Below are 21878 nucleotides of genomic sequence, written 5' to 3' on the forward strand. Positions count from 1 at the left end.
ACTATATCCCTGTTTTGGCTTAGGCCCGTTGCTAGCATGGTGAGCAAACAAAAAATTAGAACATTATTACAATATAAATATTCCCTACAAAAATTCCGATAAGGAGCACCTATGACCGTTATGGAACATACTAAGGCTGCAACAATAGACCTTTCCCAATACGGGCTTCAAAACGTAAAGGAAATCGTACGCAATCCCAGCTACGAAATGCTTTACGAAGAAGAGACTCTCCCTCAACTCGAGGGGTATGAAAAAGGGGTCGTCACTGAACTCGGCGCAATCGCGGTTGACACTGGTATTTTTACTGGCCGCTCACCGAAAGATAAATACATTGTCAAAGACGCCACCACTCAGGAACACATGTGGTGGACTTCCGATGCAGTGAAAAATGATAATAAACCGATTAGCCAAGAAATTTGGAACGATTTAAAAACAACGGTCACTGACCAGCTTTCCGGCAAACGTCTGTTTGTGATTGATGGTTACTGTGGTGCCAACCCAGATACTCGTCTGAGTATTCGTGTCATTACTGAAGTGGCATGGCAGGCTCATTTCGTTAAAAACATGTTCATTCGTCCAAGCGATGAAGAACTGGTCGGTTTTGAGCCAGACTTCGTCGTGATGAACGGTGCAAAATGCACGAATCCAAACTGGGAAAAACAAGGTCTGAACTCTGAAAACTTCACGGTTTTCAACCTCACTGAACGCATGCAACTGATTGGCGGAACTTGGTACGGCGGCGAGATGAAAAAAGGTATGTTCGCGATGATGAACTACTTCTTGCCTTTGCAAGGTATCGCTTCAATGCACTGCAGCGCCAACATGGGCGAAAAAGGCGATGTTGCTGTCTTCTTTGGTCTTTCAGGTACAGGTAAAACAACGCTTTCAACCGACCCTAAACGCGCGTTGATTGGTGATGACGAGCACGGTTGGGATGACGATGGCGTGTTTAACTTCGAAGGTGGCTGCTACGCAAAAACCATCAAGCTATCAAAAGAAGCAGAGCCCGATATCTACAACGCGATTCGCCGCGATGCGCTGCTGGAAAACGTCACCGTTCGTCCTGATGGTTCAGTCGACTTTGATGATGGCTCAAAAACCGAAAATACCCGTGTGTCTTACCCGATTTACCATATCGACAACATTGTTAAGCCGGTATCTAAGGGTGGGCATGCAAATAAAGTCATCTTCTTATCTGCAGATGCGTTCGGCGTATTGCCTCCGGTATCAAAACTGACACCAGAGCAAACGAAGTATCATTTCCTCTCTGGCTTTACAGCCAAACTGGCGGGTACTGAGCGAGGAATTACCGAACCAACCCCGACCTTCTCTGCCTGTTTTGGCGCGGCGTTTTTAACCTTGCATCCAACCAAATACGCTGAAGTATTGGTGAAACGCATGGAAGCCGCTGGCGCAGAGGCATACTTGGTAAATACCGGTTGGAATGGAACTGGTAAGCGAATCTCGATTCAAGATACGCGCGGCATCATTGATGCGATCCTCGATGGCTCAATTGAACAAGCCAACACCAAGCATATTCCAATCTTTAACTTGGAAGTGCCAACATCACTACCGGGTGTTGACCCTGCGATTCTTGACCCTCGTGACACCTATGTGGACCCACTGCAGTGGGAAAGCAAGGCTAAAGATCTCGCAGAGCGCTTTATCAATAACTTCGAGAAATACACCGATAACGCCGAAGGTCAATCTTTGGTCAGCGCGGGTCCGCAGTTGGATTAAGTGACATCAACGGAAAATTAGCATTAAAGCCCCTCTTTTGAGGGGCTTTTTTATTGAAGCCGCACTCGAAATGTTTCAATCTAGATCATCATCGCTGACGAGGTACAACAAAAGAATGAAAAAAGCAGGATTCGGGTTACTGTGGTTATTGTTGCTGCTGGCTGTTGTGCTTAGCGCAGGTTTTGGCGCGCTTTACACTCCTTATGCCACACCACTGGTTAACCGACTGCTGCAATATGCCCCGATCACCATTCACGCCCAGCGGATTGAATACCAATATCCTGCCCACTTCACGCTCAACCAAGTTCAATTGGAAAAATCCACGATTCAAGTTGACCAAGTTCAGGCATGGCTATCTGTGCCGAAGTGGCTTGATGGTGAGTGGCAATTCGACAGTATTCTACTTGACGGATTGGATCTCACCACCGAGCAGCTATCCGATATAGCACAAGACGCTCGTCATATTGATACTCAGCAGTTGGCTATCAAAAACCTCAAGCTCACCGCACAAAACTGGCAGATTCATGAACTGAGTATTCAAGTGCAAAAACCGCAATGGTTGAGCACTCAGCAAACTCTGCCTTATGGCAATCTTCAAATTTCGGCTGGGGTATGGAGAATCCATGACCAAACACTGAGTGATATTCTTATTGACGCAGAATATCGCCAACAAAATAGCACTATCTATGGCGCGTCTTTTCATTGGCGTGACGCGATGATTTCCGGCCAAGCAGAGCAGTATTCTCAAGGCTGGTCTCTGGTTAACGCCACCATCAATCAATTGCAACTTGCCGACAATCAACCGCTGTTAGATCTATTGGATTTATGGTCACCGTATACTCATCACCTATTTCACATCAATAGCTTAGACCTACTCAATAGTTCTTTTACGCTGCAAGACTACCGCTTTAATAACGCCGATATCTCGCTAGAGGATATCGACCTTAACCACTCTCTGTATCAGCAGCCAAAAGCGAGCATCTCCTTTAATGCCGAAAGCCTAGATGGCGAACAATGGCGCTTTATCGAACCAAGCGCCAATATCGCTTTTGCCAATCAGCGTATTGAGATTGAAGATTTTGATACTGAGTTTGAACAGGGCCGCTTACAATTAGCCGCTACCATCACGCCAGAAGAACTGATTTTTCATCATCTCAATCTGAGCGATGTCAAAATCCTTGAGCGAAGTGAGCACTACGCACAGCACGTTCGTCAATGGTTAAAGCGCTTTAGCTACGTCAAACTCGATCAACTCAACGTACAACGCGGACAGATCATCCAAACCGATCTCGCACCGTATTGGCAATTAACCGGGATTAACGCCTCTGGCTCACAACTGAGTTTGGTTGAACACCACCAGCTCGGGCTATGGAGTGGACAAGCTGAGCTGTCAGCGAATAACCTAAGTTACGACCAAATCTATGGCTCGCAGGGGATTGTAGAGCTTTCAGCGAATCAAGGTCGCTGGCAGATCGATCGGTTATTTGTACCGCTAAGACAAGGATATGTGGATCTCGTGGCGAGTGGTGACCTCAATGCCATCAGCCAACCTTGGACCCTAACCGCGACCGGAGATGGCCTTCCACTGAGTTTGGGGCAGCGCTACTTTTCAACCCCAGTCGAGCTGAGTGGATTTGCTGAGTTTAATGCGACACTACGCGGCTTAGCGGGCGATGACTCGATGTTGGCTCACTCTTTATCCGGTGACATCGCTGGCTCGATTCGCGAAGGGCAAATTCAAGTGCCTGTAACGGCTGAAACCACTCCGGCGCGCAGTCAATTTGAGTTTAGTACCATCAACCTCCACGCCGATCGCGGACGAATGACAGTGCGTTCAGAGGCCTCTGAGGGTGCGTCATTGCTTGGGGAGCTAGACTTAGTGAATCAGCAATCGAGCACCCTCGCATTAACCATTGACGGTGAGTGCGGTGAATTTCATGCCAATCTCGCTACGGGTACCCTAAAGGCGGTCTCCAAATCGTGTCCCAGTGTGTTACCTGTTTCCGCACCGAGCGCCAAATTACCGCAAAGCTCAGCAGCGGAAGATCACACCTCTGACGCCGCAATCATCGATTGATAGTTAGGAAGCAGCATATAGGTACCAGTAAATTCAACCGCTGGCACATCATCGCTGTATATCACGACATGAATGACGATACGTGCTTTACGTCCTGACTCGAGACGATCTAAATCGCCACTAATGCCATCCAGAGTGGTGGATGCAACTGGGCTGTGCTCAACGGGGTGGCTATAACGTATGCGGCTGTCAGCCAATACGATATCGGCGCTCAGTCCACGCTCTTTCATCAATAGCCAGGTCATTCCCCAGCCTGTTAAGGTTGCGAGGGTAAACGCTGATCCCGCAAACATGGTGTTGTGCGGATTGAGGTTCGGGTTGAGCTGCGCGCTACACTCAAATTGATAGCCGTTGTATTGATTGATTTTAATGCCCATTTTGTCGCTGATCGGGATTTGTGTCTCCCAGCGCGCTTGCAGTTCTGCGCACCATTCAGGATTGCGCAATACATTGGACATTGGATTAAGCGGCTTGACCATCTGCTGATGACGCACCGGACCACGCTCATCGTTGAGCTCACCTCGGCGTTCAAAGCCATTTTTTTCATAAAAAGCGATCGCATCTTCGCGAGCGCTACACACCAATCGCTTCGCACCTTCTTTTAGCGCCAGAGACTCCAGCGCCACTAAAAGCAGCGATCCCATCCCTTTATTACGGCGATTCCCTTTGACCGCCATATAGCGCACTTGAGCGTCGTTATCTGGGGTGATGTATAAGCGTCCAATGGCGATTGGGCGACCACGGCTGTCCGTAATCATACGGTGATGGCTGGTGGCATCGTATTCATCACGCTCAGAGCCAATCGGCATACGCCACGGCTCACGTAGCATTTGCCAGCGAAAATGGTAGTACTTATTGAGCTGGTTATCCGTTTTGGGGGTAATCAGTTTAAACATAGTTATCCCTTAAATTATTCAGCCTGGCACTGTTGCAACGCAGGCTGTCATCCCTGAACTTATATTAGACTTGTAACCAAAAAGTGACAGGACCGTCATTCACTAAAGAGACTTTCATGTCGGCTGCGAACCGGCCGCGCTCTGTAGGCAGCACACTTTGGCACTGATCGACAAAGTAATCATATAGACGCTGCGCATCTGCGGGGTGAGCACCACGCGAAAATCCGGCACGCGTGCCTTTTTTGGTGTCGGCCGGTAGCGTAAATTGCGACACCACCAACACCTGACCATTCACTTGCTGGACGTTGAGGTTCATTTTTCCCGCCTCATCTTCAAATACGCGGTAGGTAGCAACCCGCTCAACCAAGCGCTTCGCTTTGGCTTCATCATCCTCTTTTTCGACCCCGAGCAAGACCAACAAGCCTTGGTCAATGGCACCGACAATCTCGCCATCTACCTTGACGGCAGCTTCGCTCACACGCTGAATCAAAGCGATCATCATTACTCCTAGGTTGTGCTTATTGTGATTGTTCGCTGTCTGAGTCTACCACGAGTTGAGGTTTCGCCCATTGCTCGTGTTCACCCAAACTGGCCGTCACTTCTGCACCAATTAACACAATAAACCAGCATAAGTAGACCCAAACGAACAAAATCGGAATGGCAGCCAACGTGCCGTAAATCAACTGATAAGATGGAAATTGAGTAATGTAAAATGCAAAACCATTTTTGATCAATTCAAATAAAATGGCCGAAGTGGCCGAGCCGATCACCGCATGGACAAAGCGCACAGTTTTATTGGGCACCAATAGATACAGCCCCATAAACGCGCAGAACGACAGAAATACAGGGAGCCATGGTAATAACCCACTGTATAAGCCAGACAAGGTTTCGTTCTCGATCAACTTCAGTGACGTAATGTAAGAGGTGACCGCAATGCTGGTTCCAACCAAAATCGGGCCCAGCGTGATCACCATCCAATACATAGCAAAAGAAAACATAATTTGTCGCTGACCACGCGCACGCCAAATATAATTTAAGTTCTTATCGATATTAGAAATCAGCATTAAGGCAGTGATAAACAAAAACAAACTGCCTACCGCGGTCATTTTCCCGGTATTCTGAATAAATTCACTCAGCGCGGTACTGACGGCTTCTCCCGCGGCCGGCACGAAATGAGTGATCACAAACTCTTGAATGACATCTGCGCTATTCGCAAACAATTCAAATGTCGATAGGACCGAGAACAGAACCGTTAACATCGGCACTAGTGACAACAATGTTATATAGGCCATATAACCGGCACTGACGCTCACTCGATCATGCATTACCCTCGCAAATAGGTGGCGAAAGAATCGCACGCTGAGTCTTGCGAACGCGGCAGTTTTCATCTTGTAACTGCTGAGTCTGTGGTTCATGCTATTACCTAACAATCTGTGCCTCAAAGCTCTAGTGTAGCCCGAGGCTGGTTTGACTATTCACTTAAAAACGGAAAGAAATTCATCATGCCTTACTTGTTAGCCATCCTCATCTCTCTCGTCACACTGACGGGTTGCCAATCTGCCTACTACTCTGCCATGGAACAAGTGGGTTACCACAAGCGCGATATTATGGTTGATCGCGTCGAAGATGCCAAAGAGTCTCAACAAGACGCTCAAGAAGAGTTTTCCAGCGCACTTGAAGCGCTTTCAGCACTCACCAATTACGATGGTGGTGAACTCGAAGCAATGTACAACAAAATCAATGCAGAATACGAAGACAGTGAAGCGGCCGCGCAGGACGTCCGTGACCGTATTGCCGCTATTGAAGATGTCTCTAGCGCCCTATTTGAAGAGTGGCAAGAAGAACTTGAGCTGTACTCTAACGCCTCTTTACGCAGCAAGAGCCAAGCCAAAATGCGCAACACTCAATCATCTTACCAAAGTATGATTAGTGCCATGAAACGCGCTGAGCAAAAAATGAATCCAGTTCTCGACACACTACGCGATAATACGCTGTATCTAAAGCATAACCTTAACGCCAGTGCGATTGGTTCATTACAAGGTGAGTTCTCAAATCTAGAACTTGATATTCAAAATGCGATTAAACAAATGAATGCGGCGATTGCTGAATCCGATAAGTTCATTGCACATTTAAATGATAAATAATCCAATGTTGGACTAAACATCAAAGCATGGTTTCGACCATGCTTTTTTATTATTGCACGTAGCTCAGTATAAATTCACTGCGTTGCTCGACACTCGCCCAAGGCACCTCAACCACTTCATACCCTAACACCTGATAGCTTTGTACCAGTTGTCGATGAATGTCTAAGGCCTGTTCAAACGGATATGGACGAATCTCATCTTGTACATAGATAGCCGCCTGCGGGCGACAAACAAAGACTTGCGGATAGTAGCCTTGGCTGGCTTGAAGATACGCCTCATCGGGTGTAAAGCCACCCAGAGTAAGGTAGCCACAAATATCACCAATCGCGCGATCAAAAAATGCCAGAGGCAAAGCCTCTGCCTGCTGCTTATGTTGACACATAGCATCTAGGCACAATTGGGCAAAGGCCGGTAAGTCATGCCAAGGGAGAATGCCATCCACACGCTGGCTTTGGACTTCGATAAGCTGTCGGGGCACCTCAGCAAACGTATGAAAGCCTCGATGAGCCAAGTACTCAATTAAAGTGGTTTTCCCTGCGCCAGGCCCACCACTAATGATCACCTTTTTCATGCTTCATTTGCCTATTAACTAATAGAAAAAAGCCCCGAATTGCTCACAATCCGGGGCCTAACAATAACGGCTTACTTGGCGAAGTTACTTCGCACCACGTCCAGCACGTTTACGGTCATTTTCCGTCAAGTAACGCTTACGAATACGGATGTTTTCTGGCGTCACTTCAACCAATTCATCGTCATCGATAAACTCTAGAGCTTGCTCTAGTGTGTACTTAATCGCCGGAGACAGAACTTGTGCGTCATCGGTACCTGAAGCACGAACGTTCGTTAGCTGCTTACCTTTCAAACAGTTAACTGTTAGGTCGTTTGAACGGTTGTGAATACCGATAACTTGGCCTTCATACACTTCGTCAGCGTGCTCAGCGAACAAGCGGCCGCGCTCTTGAAGGTTAAACAGGGCGTAAGTCAGTGCCTTACCAGTGGCGTTAGAAATCAGTACACCATTGTTACGTTGACCAATAGTACCGCCTTTATGAGGACCGTAGTGATCAAACGTATGGTACAGTAAGCCTGAACCTGAGGTGAGTGTCATGAACTCGGTTTGGAAACCAATCAGACCACGAGAAGGCATGATGAAGTCCATGCGTACACGGCCTTTGCCATCTGGCGCCATGTCTTTCAGTTCACCTTTACGCAGACCGATGTTTTCCATGATGCCACCTTGGTGCTCTTCAAGCACGTCGATAGTCACGGTTTCAAACGGTTCCATTTTTTGACCATCTTCTTCTTTGATGATCACTTCAGGACGAGAAACAGCAAGCTCGAAGCCTTCACGGCGCATGTTTTCGATCAGGATAGAAAGGTGAAGCTCACCACGGCCTGATACGCGGAATTTATCTGGATCGTCAGTTTGCTCAACACGTAGCGCTACGTTATGCACCAATTCTTTCTCAAGACGCTCAAGAATATTACGCGAAGTGACGAACTTACCTTCTTTACCTGCAAATGGCGACGTGTTGACCTGGAAGGTCATGGTAACGGTCGGTTCATCAACTGATAGCGGTGTCATCGCTTCAACTGCGTTTGGATCACAGATGGTGTCAGAAATTTTAAGCTCACCAAGACCGGTAATCGCAATAATGTCACCCGCGTTAGCCTGGTCAACTTCATGACGCTCAAGGCCCAAATAACCCAAAACCGTACCCACTTTACCGTTACGTTTTTTGCCATCTGCGCCAACGATGGTCACTTGTTGGTTTGGTTTAACAGTACCGCGAGTCACACGAGCAACACCAATAACCCCAACATAAGAGCTGTAGTCGAGCTGAGAGATCTGCATCTGCAGTGGGCTTTCTAGGTCAACATTTGGCGCATCAACGTTCTCAACGATCGCTTCAAACAACGGCTCCATGTTTTCACCCGTTTCGCCTTCTTCTAAACTCGCCCAACCATTTAGCGCTGAAGCATAAACGACTTGGAAATCAAGCTGCTCATCACTGGCACCTAGGTTATCAAACAGGTCAAACACTTGGTCCATTACCCAGTCAGGGCGTGCACCTGGACGGTCGATTTTGTTGATAACGACAATCGGCTTCAAGCCATGAGCAAACGCTTTTTGCGTTACGAAACGAGTTTGTGGCATTGGGCCATCAACGGCATCAACAATCAGTAGAACACTATCAACCATTGACATGATACGCTCAACTTCACCACCGAAGTCCGCGTGTCCAGGGGTATCAACGATGTTAATGCGGTAATCATTCCAGTTGATCGCCGTATTTTTCGCCAAGATGGTGATACCACGTTCTTTTTCGATGTCGTTCGAGTCCATGACTCGCTCTTCGATTTCACCGCGAGACTCTAGGGTACCGGATTGCTGAAGTAGTTTGTCTACCAGCGTGGTTTTACCGTGGTCAACGTGCGCGATGATCGCGATATTTCTTAATTTATCAATCTGTGGAGTAGTCATGGAATTCGATTCACTCGGTATAAGAAGCACATCTTCTAATTGTAACCGTTAAAAGGCATGCTCACTTGATTAAAAAAACGTCCGTAATGTACCAGATTTTAGAGAAAAGCCTAGAAATATGTGATCTAACCCTGTGCTTTTTGCTGAGTGTTGCCAGCATTGCGATAAATATGCATCAAATTCGGTTTTTTCCGACCTTGTCCACATTGACAAAGCGGTTATTAGAAGGCTCAATGATTTTTCAAAATGTCACATCATGGTGCACACAACACATAAAACGCACACAAATGGTGCATAAAAGGATCATTGTGGTGCACGCATTTGCCCGAAAATGGGCATAAATTTCACAACATGCTGATTTATATGAAAATTGTTTTCTGGCATGGAATTAGCTTTACGGAAAATAGCATCGATTAATTAAATTGAGATGAAATTAATCAATGCTGGATTCAAAAGGAATTCGGCTTTCACCGCTTTAATAACACTGGAGGTTATCCAAGATGTCAGTAGAAAATGTTTTATCGCTGATCCAAGAAAACGAAGTTAAGTTTATTGACCTGCGTTTTACCGACACGAAAGGTAAAGAGCAACACGTCTCTATCCCTGCGCATCAAGTTGACGCAGACTTCTTCGAAGAAGGTAAGATGTTTGACGGCTCATCTGTTGCAGGTTGGAAAGGTATCAACGAATCTGACATGGTGATGATGCCGGATGCAACCACAGCCGTTCTAGACCCATTTACAGAAGAAGCAACGCTAAATATCCGTTGTGACATTCTTGAGCCTTCAACAATGCAAGGTTACGACCGTGACCCACGCTCTATCGCACACCGTGCAGAAGAGTACATGCGTTCAACCGGTATCGCTGACACTGTATTGGTGGGCCCAGAACCAGAATTCTTCCTATTTGATGATGTGAAGTTCAAATCAGATATGTCTGGTTCTTACTACAAAATCGATGATGTCGAAGCAAGCTGGAACTCTGATGCCGACTACGAAGAAGGCAACAAAGGTCACCGTCCTGGCGTGAAAGGTGGTTACTTCCCAGTACAACCTGTTGATTCATCACAAGATATCCGTTCTGCTATGTGTCTGATCATGGAAGAAATGGGTCTTGTTGTAGAAGCACACCACCACGAAGTAGCAACTGCGGGTCAAAACGAAATCGCAACTCGCTTCAACACGCTAACCAGCAAAGCTGACGAAATCCAAATCTACAAATACGTTGTTCATAACGTTGCTCACGCATTTGGTAAAACAGCAACCTTTATGCCTAAACCACTTGTAGGCGATAACGGTAGCGGCATGCACGTTCACCAATCTCTAGCGAAAGACGGTGTTAACCTATTCGCTGGCGACAAGTACGGCGGTCTATCTGAAACAGCACTGTACTACATCGGTGGTGTTATCAAACACGCTCGCGCAATCAACGCATTTGCAAACGCATCAACCAACTCTTACAAGCGTTTGGTTCCTGGATTCGAAGCACCTGTTATGCTTGCTTACTCTGCACGTAACCGCTCTGCATCAATCCGTATCCCAGTGGTACCAAGCCCTAAAGCTCGTCGTATCGAAGTTCGTTTCCCAGATCCAACAGCAAACCCATACCTAGCGTTCTCTGCGCTACTTATGGCTGGTCTTGACGGTATTAAGAACAAGATCCACCCTGGTGATGCAATGGATAAAGATTTGTACGATCTACCAGCAGAAGAAGCAGCAGAAATCCCAACTGTTGCTGAATCTTTCAAAGGCGCTCTAGACGCACTTGATGCAGACCGTGAGTTCCTAACTGCTGGCGGCGTATTCTCTGACGACTTTATCGACTCTTACATCGCTCTAAAATCTGGCGACGTAGAGAAAGTAAACATGACAACTCACCCAGTTGAGTTTGAACTTTACTACTCTGTATAAGCGTTAAGTGATTTGAAAAGCTCGCCAATGGCGAGCTTTTTTTTACCTCAAAGCACCATGACGGTAAACAGGCGAAGCACTCCTCACCAAAAAAGAACACCATATAATGATTCAGCACTAACCACTGCGTGGTGATGTATTGGCCCACCAAAGTGGCGCATTTTTATGCCACAAAATGCTTAATAACGTCATGTCACTCTCAAATCGTATTTGTCTTCAATAACCATCGTTATTGGCAAAAATGTCAACCAATTGTATTAATTTCAGATCGTTAGATACGGCAAGCTTATTGCATCATTGAGGGGAATCACGGTGCATATGCAGACCCTGATTTTTGCATGTCGTCTAAGGTCTTAAATTAACAAGGCTTATTGGAATTAAGCTTCAGCTTAAACAGGTTATGCGCCATACTTGGGAAAATACAGTGCACCATATTAGGGCAGTGCACCCTAATAATACATTGACAAGGATATCAACTGTGAGTCCAAAGCTAAGTGACATCATTCTAGACAACTTAGTGACCGCCACATTAATCATGGAAGAGTCACTATTGGTGCGTTACGCCAACCCTGCCGCAGAGCAGCTTTTTTCTCAAAGTGCGAAACGTATTGTTGACCAGCCGTTATCGAATCTTATTCAACACGCCTCGCTTGATCTCGCGCTTCTTTCCCAGCCTCTACAAAGTGGGCAAAGCATTACCGATAGCGATGTGACGTTTGTCGTTGATGGGAAACCATTGATGCTGGAGGTAACCGTTAGCCCTATCTCTTGGGAAAAAGAGCTGATGTTGCTAATTGAGATGCGCAAAATTGGCCAGCAGCGCCGCCTAACGCAAGAACTCAACCAACATGCGCAACAGCAAGCCGCCAAACTATTAGTGCGAGGACTGGCTCATGAAATTAAAAACCCGCTTGGTGGCTTACGTGGCGCAGCGCAGCTCTTAGAACGCACTTTGCCCGATGAATCTCTGACCGAATATACCCAAATTATTATTGAACAGGCCGATCGTCTGCGTTCGTTGGTTGATCGTCTACTTGGCCCTCAAAAACCGGGGAAAAAGAAACCGATCAACTTGCACTTACTGATCGAGAAAGTTCGCCAACTGGTGGAGTTGGATATTGGTAAATCCGTCGTCATTGAACGTGACTACGACCCAAGTCTGCCCGATATATTGATGGATCCGGATCAGATAGAACAAGCACTGCTTAATATCGTCAGCAACGCGGCAGAGATTCTCTCCAAACAAGAACACGGAGAAATCCGCATTCGCACCAGAACAGTGCATCAAGCCAATATCCATGGTCAGCGCTGTAAACTGGCGGCGCGCATTGAAATTATTGATAACGGGCCAGGTATACCCACAGAGCTTCAAGACACCTTGTTCTATCCGATGGTCAGTGGCCGCGAAGGCGGTACCGGGTTAGGACTTTCAATTGCACAGAACTTAATTGACCAGCACAACGGCAAGATTGACGTTGAAAGCTGGCCAGGAAGAACCATTTTTACGATTTATTTGCCGATTTAAAGGCATCGCATTGCTGTAAGGAATTCAATTATGAGTAAGGGATATGTCTGGGTCGTAGACGATGACAGCTCAATCCGCTGGGTAATGGAGAAAACATTATCCTCGGCCGATATCAAATGTGAGACCTTTTCCGATGCGGAAAGCGTATTGCTGGCGTTAGAACGTGAAACGCCAGATGTACTGATCTCCGATATTCGCATGCCAGGCATCGATGGCATCGAGTTACTGGCACAAGTGAACAACAGCTATCCGGAGCTACCGGTTATCATTATGACCGCGCACTCCGATCTCGATGCGGCGGTCAACGCGTATCAAAAAGGGGCATTTGAATACTTACCTAAGCCCTTTGATGTCGACGAAACCCTGACCTTGGTGGAGCGTGCCGTCACTCACAGTCACGAGCAAAAGCAGGAGCAAGCGAAAGAAGAAACGCATACTTATGCAGCACCAGAAATCATTGGTGAAGCACCTGCGATGCAAGAGGTGTTTCGCGCTATCGGCCGCCTATCTCGCTCATCGATTTCCGTATTGATTAACGGTGAATCCGGTACTGGTAAAGAGTTAGTTGCACAAGCACTGCATCGCCACAGTCCCCGTGCGCAAAAGCCATTTATTGCCCTCAATATGGCCGCCATTCCTAAAGACCTGATTGAATCAGAACTGTTCGGCCACGAAAAAGGCGCGTTCACGGGGGCCAATAATATTCGTCAAGGTCGCTTCGAGCAAGCCAACGGCGGGACACTGTTTCTTGATGAAATCGGTGATATGCCACTCGATATTCAAACTCGCTTGTTACGTGTCTTGGCCGATGGACAATTTTATCGTGTGGGTGGTCATTCTGCGATTAAAGTCGACGTTCGTATCGTCGCAGCAACCCACCAAAATCTTGAAAAGCTGGTCCATGAAGGGGATTTTCGTGAAGACCTTTTCCACCGTCTTAATGTCATTCGTATCCATATTCCATCGCTGCGCGAACGTCGCCAAGATATTGAAAAGCTGACGCTGCATTTCTTGGCTCTGGCTTCAGAGGAGTTAGGGGTCGATGTCAAAACACTTCATCCATCAACCGTAGAGATTCTTAACCAGCTCGATTGGCCAGGTAACGTGCGCCAACTGGAAAATATCTGTCGCTGGCTAACCGTAATGGCAAGTGGTAGTGAAATTCTCCCGAGTGACTTGCCTTCGGAGCTTCTTGAAGAAAAATCACTGCACCATTTCTCAGATGAAGTCAGCTGGCAGCAACAATTAGCCAATTGGGCGAAAAAAGCCCTTTCCCAAGGGGAAACGGAACTGTTAGCATTTGCACTCCCTGAGTTTGAGCGCATTTTGTTAGAAGTGGCCTTAGAACATACTAAAGGACACAAGCAAGATGCCGCTAAAGTATTGGGGTGGGGTAGAAATACACTGACAAGAAAACTAAAAGAGCTTTATTAAAGGTTGCTCCCACGAATTCGTGTTGTACCTTGTAAGTACCAAGTTACTCGTCACATAATGAAAAAGTTGTAAATCTCTCCCTACTATTCATTATTACATGTGGTACAACACGAATACATACGCTTCTTAAGAGCTTTTTTATGCGCACAATAAATCAAATAACGTTAAAAACAGCGGTGGTTTTTCCTTTTGTCCTGATTTTTTTATTCGCCATTGGCATCATCGTTATTGTGCAAAAAAATAACTACGAAACCATGGTATCGGATGTCAGTACTAAACAGCTGTCGACCATGACCTCAAACGTTAACCTTGAGCTGCGTAATTTCCTTAATCGTCCATTTCAAGCCAGTTTACAACTCAGCCACACGTTAGGTTTCAATCAGTTTTACCGCAAAGATAATACTCAAGATATTGAAAAATACCTAATCAGCGGTTTTCGCAATCTCTACCGAGAAATTCCGCAAATAGACGCCATCGGTTTTGGTGGTATCAATGGTGAATACGTCGGTTTTCGTAAAGAACTCAACGACCGATACACCTTAATGCTTCAGGATGACCGTACTCGCAATCAACTGGTTATCTATCGTGGCGATGAAGTCAACGATGATATTCGTTCGCTGGTGCCTGAGTATGACCCACGAACTCGCCCTTGGTATGTGCCTGTAGCCCAAACAGAGCGCCCTATGTGGTCATCCATCTATGCAAATGTTGATGAACGACAAGATATCACCTTGTCGGCCTTAAACCCTGTTTTTCAAGATCAGCGCTTTGTCGGGGTAATGGTCACCGATGTTAAAATAGATACCTTTAGTGCTTTTCTGCGTGAAAAGCAGAAAGAAACCAACGCGCTTATTTATCTCTTTGATCCCAAACATCGCCTGATCGCTCAATCTTCTACCGGAAGTATTGTCTCTTGGGGAACACAGTACAGTGATAAAGGTGAGCGTTTACTTTTGACAGAAAACAGTAATCCTGTGATTCGTAAAAGCGCTCAACAAATCATGCAAACCGACCTCCCTAAACCTGGCGATGTCGACCAGTTTACCTTTTTGCTTGATGAAGAGCGTTACTTCAACCGAGTGACCCCTTATATCGATCAATATGGCCTGAAATGGTACATCGGCGTCGTAATTCCTGAAGGAGACCTACTCGGCGAATTGGCGCGCAGCCAGCGAGACAGTTGGGTGATTGGCTTATGTGTCAGTCTTCTTGGCATTTTGGTGGGGCTGATTGCTTTTAACAAAGTGACGGCGCCTATCACTTCCACCGCTACCGCGGCGAGAAACCTTGCCAAAGGCGACTGGGAAAGCCAAATGCCAAAGCCGGGGCACATTTATGAAACGACCATGCTGGTTCACGCGTTTACAGAAATGGCCAACAACCTAAAAGCCACCTTTAAAGCACTGCGTTCACAGCTGCTGTATGACTCACTCACCAAGCTTTATAGCCGCGAGGGGCTAATCGATACCTGTGATAATTTACGCAAGCTCAATGGCTGTTTATTCCTGATTGGTATCAATAAGTTCCGTGATATTAACGACAGCCTCGGTCATTACAAAGGTGACCAACTGTTGGTTATCATCTCCGAACGCCTGAAAGCACTGTTTGAAAAAGATGCATACATCGCTCGTATTGGCGGCGATGAATTCGCTATTTATGTCGATAACCCCGCAATTAAGATTGAGGCGTCCCTCATGGCGAACCGCATCCAAAAGATGTTTGCTTCGCCTTTCAGCATGCAGCAAGAAAATGTCGTGGTAAACGTATCCGTGGGGATTGTTGCTGAGGGATCACCGTCCAATATGACCTTGTGGTTGCGTAACGGCAGTATTGCCCTTAGCAATGCCAAACAAGAGCCGACAAAAATCAGCTATTACAAACCAGAAATGGCCGACCTCTCGCGACGCAAAACACAAATGCAGGCAAAAATTAAAGATGCGTTGGAAAACGAAGAATTTGTTCCTTATTACCAGCCAATAGTCGACTTAAAAACTGGCCGTGTCGTTGGCGCAGAAGCGCTTGCACGCTGGCACTCGAATCAAGGCGTCATTCCGCCGCTTGAGTTTATTTCCATTGCTGAAGAAAGCGGATTAATCGCTCCAATCGGCAAACAAATCCTGACAAAAGCCTGTTCCGATACCGTAAAAGGGATGCAGCAAGGTAAATGGGAAAGCGACTTTAATCTTCACGTCAACTTATCCGTCGATCAATTATCGATGCCCGACTTTATCGATACGCTCAAACACGTTTTGACACGCACAGGTCTACAACCAGAAAATTTAACACTGGAAATTACTGAGTCACGTATCGTCGATAATGACCCTATTATTGTCAAAAACATGCAGTCGATTCGCGAGCTCAATGTGCATATCGCGATCGATGATTTTGGTACCGGTTATAGCTCCCTTGCTTACCTGCATAAATTGCCATTCAACTGCTTGAAGATAGACCGAACGTTCGTCAACAAACTGAACGATAAAGAGCTCGATAATTCGGTGGTGGCCGCGATTATCAATATGACCAAAGGGATGAATGTCAATTTAGTTGCCGAAGGGATCGAGACCGAAAAACAAGCCGAGATGTTGGTTGAACTCAATTGTCCTCTAGGCCAAGGTTTCCTTTACAGTCGCCCTATGCCCTATGAAGAGTGGCCAACACAATTCGTAAACACTGATTAAAATCCAAGCACAAAAGGAACTTTTGCCAGCCCTCGCTACTGACAGCGAGGGCTCGGGTTTTTATACTTATCAATATCACCTTTAATTGGAATAATCATAATGATAACCAAATCTCTCCCCGTCACTGATTTGCATCGCCACCTTGATGGCAATATTCGCACCCAAACCATTTTGGAATTGGGGCAAAAATTTGGGATTGCTCTTCCTGCAAATAATATTAAAGACTTAACCCCACATGTGCAGATTGTCGAAGCTGAGCCTTCATTGGTTGCGTTTCTTTCAAAGCTCGATTGGGGTGTCGCCGTTCTTGGCGATCTGGATGCCTGCCGCCGCGTCGCTTATGAAAATGTTGAAGACGCGCTCAACGCGCAGATCGATTACGCGGAATTGCGCTTTTCACCGTATTACATGGCGATGAAACATCAACTGCCTGTTGAGGGTGTGGTTGAGGCTGTCATCGACGGTGTACAGGCAGGTAGTAAAGATTTTGGTATCAAAGCGAATCTTATCGGTATTATGAGCCGCACCTTTGGCACCCAAGCATGCCAGCAAGAGCTGGATGCGATTCTGAGCCATAAAGACAAGATTGTCGCAGTTGACCTTGCAGGTGATGAACTTGGCCAGCCTGGAGAGCGCTTCGTTAAACATTTTTCGCAAGTAAAAGATGCCGGACTCAGCGTGACCGTTCATGCGGGCGAGGCCGCGGGCGCACAAAGCATGTGGCAAGCGATTGAAGAATTAGGCGCGACCCGCATTGGCCACGGCGTTAAAGCGCTTGAGGATCCAAAGCTGATGGATTATCTCGCCAAGCACCGTATCGGTATCGAATCTTGTCTTACCTCCAATATTCAAACCAGCACGGTCGCTTCGCTAAGCCAACACCCGCTTAAAACTTTCTTGGAGCACGGTGTATTAGCTTGTCTAAATACCGATGACCCAGCGGTTGAAGGTATTGAACTGCCTTATGAATATGAAGTGGCAGCGCCAAAGGCAGGCTTAAGTGCTGAGCAAATTCGCCAAGCTCAAATCAATGGCTTGGAGTTAGCCTTTCTGTCTCAACCAGAAAAACAAGCGCTAAAAGAAATGGCAAGCAAGCGCGCTTAAATTTCAATTTATTACGCCTGGCCGATGCTTAGCATCGGCTTTTTATTGTCTGCAACTCGCTCGGCGAGTAACACAAAAAGCTAAGTAGAGTAGGGTAGAGAGATCATCTTGCCGCAAAGGTCGCTGGTTGTTTATTTACGATAGACGTAAAAAAGCCCGCTGATTTCTCAGCGGGCTTTCCCAATAGTGGCGGAGAGATAGGGATTTGAACCCTAGATACGCTATTAACGTATGCCGGTTTTCAAGACCGGTGCTTTCAACCACTCAGCCATCTCTCCACAAATTGTTATCTAAACAAAGTCTTATAAAGATTTGCTTTATTTAGATTATCTTGCGTTATGTGCTGTAGATTTTGAGCTGAGACACGCAGCATACAAATGTATGCGAGTATCGCAAGCATCAAAAGATGCAAACTATAACCAAGATAAGCAAATAAAGCCTGGCGATGTCCTACTCTCACATGGGGAAACCCCACACTACCATCGGCGCTAATTCGTTTCACTTCTGAGTTCGGCATGGAAATCAGGTGGGTCCAAATCGCTATGGTCGCCAAGCAAATTCTTTTTAAACCCGCTCATTCAAGCAAGTTTATCTGTTTTACTTTCACTTTTTCTAAAAAAGTGAAAACAAAAAGTTTGGAAAGCTGGTTTCGTTCTGTTTCTTACACATTCAATTCTGTTCTTGCTTTGAGCCCACAAAACCCCTTGGGTGTTGTATGGTTAAGCCTCACGGGCAATTAGTACAGGTTAGCTCAACGCCTCACAACGCTTACACACCCTGCCTATCAACGTCGTAGTCTACGACAACCCTTTAGGACGCTTAAAGCGCCAGGGAGAACTCATCTCAAGGCTTGCTTCCCGCTTAGATGCTTTCAGCGGTTATCAATTCCGAACTTAGCTACCGGGCAATGCGTCTGGCGACACAACCCGAACACCAGAGGTTCGTCCACTCCGGTCCTCTCGTACTAGGAGCAGCCCCTTTCAATTCTCCAACGCCCACGGCAGATAGGGACCGAACTGTCTCACGACGTTCTAAACCCAGCTCGCGTACCACTTTAAATGGCGAACAGCCATACCCTTGGGACCGACTTCAGCCCCAGGATGTGATGAGCCGACATCGAGGTGCCAAACACCGCCGTCGATATGAACTCTTGGGCGGTATCAGCCTGTTATCCCCGGAGTACCTTTTATCCGTTGAGCGATGGCCCTTCCATTCAGAACCACCGGATCACTATGACCTGCTTTCGCACCTGCTCGAATTGTCATTCTCGCAGTCAAGCGGGCTTATGCCATTGCACTAACCTCACGATGTCCAACCGTGATTAGCCCACCTTCGTGCTCCTCCGTTACTCTTTGGGAGGAGACCGCCCCAGTCAAACTACCCACCAGGCACTGTCCTCATCCCCGATTAGGGGACCAAGTTAGAACATCAAACATACAAGGGTGGTATTTCAAGGATGGCTCCATAACCACTGGCGTGATTACTTCAAAGCCTCCCACCTATCCTACACATGTAGGCTCAATGTTCAGTGCCAAGCTGTAGTAAAGGTTCACGGGGTCTTTCCGTCTAGCCGCGGGTACACTGCATCTTCACAGCGATTTCAATTTCACTGAGTCTCGGGTGGAGACAGCGTGGCCATCATTACGCCATTCGTGCAGGTCGGAACTTACCCGACAAGGAATTTCGCTACCTTAGGACCGTTATAGTTACGGCCGCCGTTTACCGGGGCTTCGATCAAGAGCGTCGACCGAAGTCTAACCCCATCAATTAACCTTCCGGCACCGGGCAGGCGTCACACCGTATACGTCATCTTACGATTTTGCACAGTGCTGTGTTTTTAATAAACAGTTGCAGCCACCTGGTATCTGCGACTTCCGATAGCTCCATCTGCAAGAGACTTCACCGTCAGAAGCGTACCTTCTCCCGAAGTTACGGTACCATTTTGCCTAGTTCCTTCACCCGAGTTCTCTCAAGCGCCTTGGTATTCTCTACCCGACCACCTGTGTCGGTTTGGGGTACGATTCCTTACAATCTGAAGCTTAGAGGCTTTTCCTGGAAGCATGGCATCAATGACTTCACCACCGTAGTGGCTCGACGTCGTGTCTCGACCTTAAAAAGAGCCGGATTTACCTAACTCTTAAGCCTACGCACTTGAACCTGGACAACCGTCGCCAGGCCCACCTAGCCTTCTCCGTCCCCCCATCGCAATTGTAAGAAGTACGGGAATATTAACCCGTTTCCCATCGACTACGCCTTTCGGCCTCGCCTTAGGGGTCGACTTACCCTGCCCCGATTAACGTTGGACAGGAACCCTTGGTCTTCCGGCGAGGAGGTTTTTCACCCCCTTTATCGTTACTCATGTCAGCATTCGCACTTCTGATACGTCCAGCATGCGTTACCACACACCTTCAACCGCTTACAGAACGCTCCCCTACCCAATACGATAAATCGCATTGCCGCAGCTTCGGTTTATTGCTTAGCCCCGTTACATCTTCCGCGCAGGCCGACTCGACTAGTGAGCTATTACGCTTTCTTTAAATGATGGCTGCTTCTAAGCCAACATCCTAGCTGTCTAAGCCTTCCCACATCGTTTCCCACTTAGCAATAATTTGGGACCTTAGCTGGCGGTCTGGGTTGTTTCCCTCTCCACGACGGACGTTAGCACCCGCCGTGTGTCTCCCGGATAGTACTTACTGGTATTCGGAGTTTGCAAAGGGTTGGTAAGTCGGGATGACCCCCTAGCCTTAACAGTGCTCTACCCCCAGTAGTATTCGTCCGAGGCGCTACCTAAATAGCTTTCGGGGAGAACCAGCTATCTCCGAGTTTGATTGGCCTTTCACCCCTAGCCACAAGTCATCCGCTAATTTTTCAACATTAGTCGGTTCGGTCCTCCAATTGATGTTACTCAATCTTCAACCTGCCCATGGCTAGATCACTCGGTTTCGGGTCTATATCCAGAGACTAAATCGCCCAGTTAAGACTCGGTTTCCCTACGGCTCCCCTATACGGTTAACCTTGCCACTGAATATAAGTCGCTGACCCATTATACAAAAGGTACGCAGTCACACCACGAAGGTGCTCCTACTGCTTGTACGTACACGGTTTCAGGTTCTATTTCACTCCCCTCACAGGGGTTCTTTTCGCCTTTCCCTCACGGTACTGGTTCACTATCGGTCAGTCAGGAGTATTTAGCCTTGGAGGATGGTCCCCCCATCTTCAAACAGGATATCACGTGTCCCGCCTTACTCGTTTTCACTCAAAATGATGGAGCGGCTACGGGGCTATCACCCTTTATTGCCAAGCTTTCCAGCTTGTTCACCTGCATCATTAAAAGCTTAAGGGCTAATCCGATTTCGCTCGCCGCTACTGTCGGAATCTCGGTTGATTTCTTTTCCTTCGGGTACTTAGATGTTTCAGTTCCCCGAGTTCGCCTCTTACAGCTATGTATTCACTGCAAGATAAGTGCTTATGCACTTGGGTTTCCCCATTCGGAAATCGTAGACTCAAGTGGCTCTTACTGCCTCATCTACGCTTATCGCAAGTTAGTACGTCCTTCATCGCCTCTGACTGCCAAGGCATCCACCGTGTACGCTTAGTCACTTAACCATACAACCCCAAAGGGTCTTGCGTATGGCCCATTTGATTTCACTTTTTAAAGTGAAGACAAATAAGCAACCAAGGTTTGTGTCTCTCATTATTTGAATGAGCGAGAGACATTTCGATTTTGCCGGACTCAAATAACTCTTTATTTCCACTTTTTAGAAAAAAGCAGAGCCAAAAAGTTGAATAACATCCTAAGACGTTATTCCCAAGAACACTTGAATGTGTATTTTGGTACCTACTCTCATAGAGAATAGGATTTGAGAACTTTTATTTGAATAACAA

Annotated in this window: 13 protein-coding genes, 1 tRNA gene and 2 rRNA genes; 8 read left to right on the plus strand and 8 right to left on the minus strand. The window is 46.9% G+C overall.

Annotated features, from left to right (window positions below; translation table 11 throughout):
- The first annotated feature begins 111 nt into the window (after positions 1–111).
- Both pckA and M1D72_RS21300 read left to right on the plus strand, forming a co-directional pair.
- Positions 112–1740 carry a phosphoenolpyruvate carboxykinase (ATP) gene (gene pckA / locus M1D72_RS21295; protein WP_456296449.1) on the plus strand — a complete coding sequence of 543 codons (1629 nt, stop codon included), beginning with the start codon at positions 112–114 and terminating at the stop codon, positions 1738–1740.
- A 115-nt stretch (positions 1741–1855) separates the two neighbouring features.
- On the plus strand, positions 1856–3817 hold the full coding sequence (locus M1D72_RS21300) for an AsmA family protein (protein ID WP_456296450.1): 1962 nt from the start codon (positions 1856–1858) through the stop codon (positions 3815–3817).
- Here M1D72_RS21300 and M1D72_RS21305 read toward each other — a convergent pair.
- From M1D72_RS21305 to M1D72_RS21315, 3 genes are all read right to left on the minus strand, one after another.
- Entirely contained in the window at positions 3787–4713 is a 927-nt protein-coding gene (locus tag M1D72_RS21305) for a bifunctional GNAT family N-acetyltransferase/hotdog fold thioesterase (RefSeq protein ID WP_390194444.1), read from the minus strand. The genes M1D72_RS21300 and M1D72_RS21305 overlap by 31 nt on opposite strands.
- A gap of 64 nt (positions 4714–4777) precedes the next feature.
- The gene (dtd, locus tag M1D72_RS21310) at positions 4778–5212 is read right to left on the minus strand and encodes a D-aminoacyl-tRNA deacylase (protein WP_456297446.1); all 435 of its coding nucleotides are present in this window, start codon (positions 5210–5212) and stop codon (positions 4778–4780) included.
- 19 nt (positions 5213–5231) lie between these two features.
- Positions 5232–6128, minus strand: coding sequence for a virulence factor BrkB family protein (locus M1D72_RS21315; protein ID WP_390194443.1), 897 nt, complete (start codon positions 6126–6128; stop codon positions 5232–5234).
- Positions 6129–6215: 87 nt separating this feature from the next.
- Between M1D72_RS21315 and M1D72_RS21320 the strand changes: the two genes are divergently transcribed.
- Positions 6216–6857, plus strand: a complete 642-nt coding sequence (locus tag M1D72_RS21320; protein ID WP_390194441.1) for a DUF2959 domain-containing protein — start codon at positions 6216–6218, stop codon at positions 6855–6857.
- A gap of 49 nt (positions 6858–6906) precedes the next feature.
- On the opposite strand, the gene M1D72_RS21325 is transcribed toward M1D72_RS21320, so the two are convergent.
- Positions 6907–7428 (minus strand): AAA family ATPase, encoded by a 522-nt coding sequence (locus M1D72_RS21325; RefSeq protein WP_456296451.1) that lies wholly within the window; start codon positions 7426–7428, stop codon positions 6907–6909.
- 84 nt (positions 7429–7512) lie between these two features.
- The gene (gene typA, locus M1D72_RS21330; RefSeq protein WP_390194437.1) at positions 7513–9342 is read right to left on the minus strand and encodes a translational GTPase TypA; all 1830 of its coding nucleotides are present in this window, start codon (positions 9340–9342) and stop codon (positions 7513–7515) included.
- A gap of 500 nt (positions 9343–9842) precedes the next feature.
- Here typA and glnA point away from each other — a divergent pair, with 500 nt between their 5' ends.
- The 5 genes from glnA (at position 9843) to add (ending at position 17993) form a co-directional block, all read left to right on the plus strand.
- On the plus strand, positions 9843–11252 hold the full coding sequence (gene glnA, locus M1D72_RS21335; protein ID WP_456296452.1) for a glutamate--ammonia ligase: 1410 nt from the start codon (positions 9843–9845) through the stop codon (positions 11250–11252).
- A gap of 535 nt (positions 11253–11787) precedes the next feature.
- On the plus strand, positions 11788–12777 hold the full coding sequence (gene glnL / locus M1D72_RS21340) for a nitrogen regulation protein NR(II) (RefSeq protein WP_456297447.1): 990 nt from the start codon (positions 11788–11790) through the stop codon (positions 12775–12777).
- 30 nt (positions 12778–12807) lie between these two features.
- On the plus strand, positions 12808–14211 hold the full coding sequence (glnG, locus tag M1D72_RS21345) for a nitrogen regulation protein NR(I) (RefSeq protein ID WP_390194432.1): 1404 nt from the start codon (positions 12808–12810) through the stop codon (positions 14209–14211).
- A 140-nt stretch (positions 14212–14351) separates the two neighbouring features.
- The gene (gene gepA, locus M1D72_RS21350; protein ID WP_390194430.1) at positions 14352–16889 is read left to right on the plus strand and encodes a phosphodiesterase GepA; all 2538 of its coding nucleotides are present in this window, start codon (positions 14352–14354) and stop codon (positions 16887–16889) included.
- A gap of 99 nt (positions 16890–16988) precedes the next feature.
- Positions 16989–17993: an adenosine deaminase gene (add, locus tag M1D72_RS21355; protein WP_456296453.1), complete on the plus strand. Its 1005-nt coding sequence runs from the start codon at positions 16989–16991 to the stop codon at positions 17991–17993.
- A 187-nt stretch (positions 17994–18180) separates the two neighbouring features.
- Here add and M1D72_RS21360 read toward each other — a convergent pair.
- From M1D72_RS21360 to M1D72_RS21370, 3 genes are all read right to left on the minus strand, one after another.
- Positions 18181–18271 (minus strand) — tRNA-Ser (locus M1D72_RS21360).
- Positions 18272–18430: 159 nt separating this feature from the next.
- Positions 18431–18547: ribosomal RNA gene (gene rrf / locus M1D72_RS21365) — 5S ribosomal RNA — on the minus strand.
- A gap of 161 nt (positions 18548–18708) precedes the next feature.
- Positions 18709–21599 (minus strand): 23S ribosomal RNA (locus M1D72_RS21370).
- Between the last annotated feature and the right edge of the window lie 279 nt (positions 21600–21878).

Source organism: Vibrio sp. AK197, assembly GCF_053903115.1.

Bases quoted from the DNA above. Each gene is read 5' to 3' on its own strand.
- glnA (WP_456296452.1), top strand. From the start codon at position 9,843: ATGTCAGTAGAAAATGTTTTATCGCTGATCCAAGAAAACGAAGTTAAG.
- M1D72_RS21305 (WP_390194444.1), bottom strand. From the start codon at position 4,713: ATGTTTAAACTGATTACCCCCAAAACGGATAACCAGCTCAATAAGTAC.
- M1D72_RS21300 (WP_456296450.1), top strand. From the start codon at position 1,856: ATGAAAAAAGCAGGATTCGGGTTACTGTGGTTATTGTTGCTGCTGGCT.
- glnL (WP_456297447.1), top strand. From the start codon at position 11,788: ATGGAAGAGTCACTATTGGTGCGTTACGCCAACCCTGCCGCAGAGCAG.
- glnG (WP_390194432.1), top strand. From the start codon at position 12,808: ATGAGTAAGGGATATGTCTGGGTCGTAGACGATGACAGCTCAATCCGC.
- dtd (WP_456297446.1), bottom strand. From the start codon at position 5,212: ATGATCGCTTTGATTCAGCGTGTGAGCGAAGCTGCCGTCAAGGTAGAT.
- M1D72_RS21325 (WP_456296451.1), bottom strand. From the start codon at position 7,428: ATGAAAAAGGTGATCATTAGTGGTGGGCCTGGCGCAGGGAAAACCACT.
- add (WP_456296453.1), top strand. From the start codon at position 16,989: ATGATAACCAAATCTCTCCCCGTCACTGATTTGCATCGCCACCTTGAT.
- M1D72_RS21315 (WP_390194443.1), bottom strand. From the start codon at position 6,128: ATGAACCACAGACTCAGCAGTTACAAGATGAAAACTGCCGCGTTCGCA.
- typA (WP_390194437.1), bottom strand. From the start codon at position 9,342: ATGACTACTCCACAGATTGATAAATTAAGAAATATCGCGATCATCGCG.
- M1D72_RS21320 (WP_390194441.1), top strand. From the start codon at position 6,216: ATGCCTTACTTGTTAGCCATCCTCATCTCTCTCGTCACACTGACGGGT.
- pckA (WP_456296449.1), top strand. From the start codon at position 112: ATGACCGTTATGGAACATACTAAGGCTGCAACAATAGACCTTTCCCAA.
- gepA (WP_390194430.1), top strand. From the start codon at position 14,352: ATGCGCACAATAAATCAAATAACGTTAAAAACAGCGGTGGTTTTTCCT.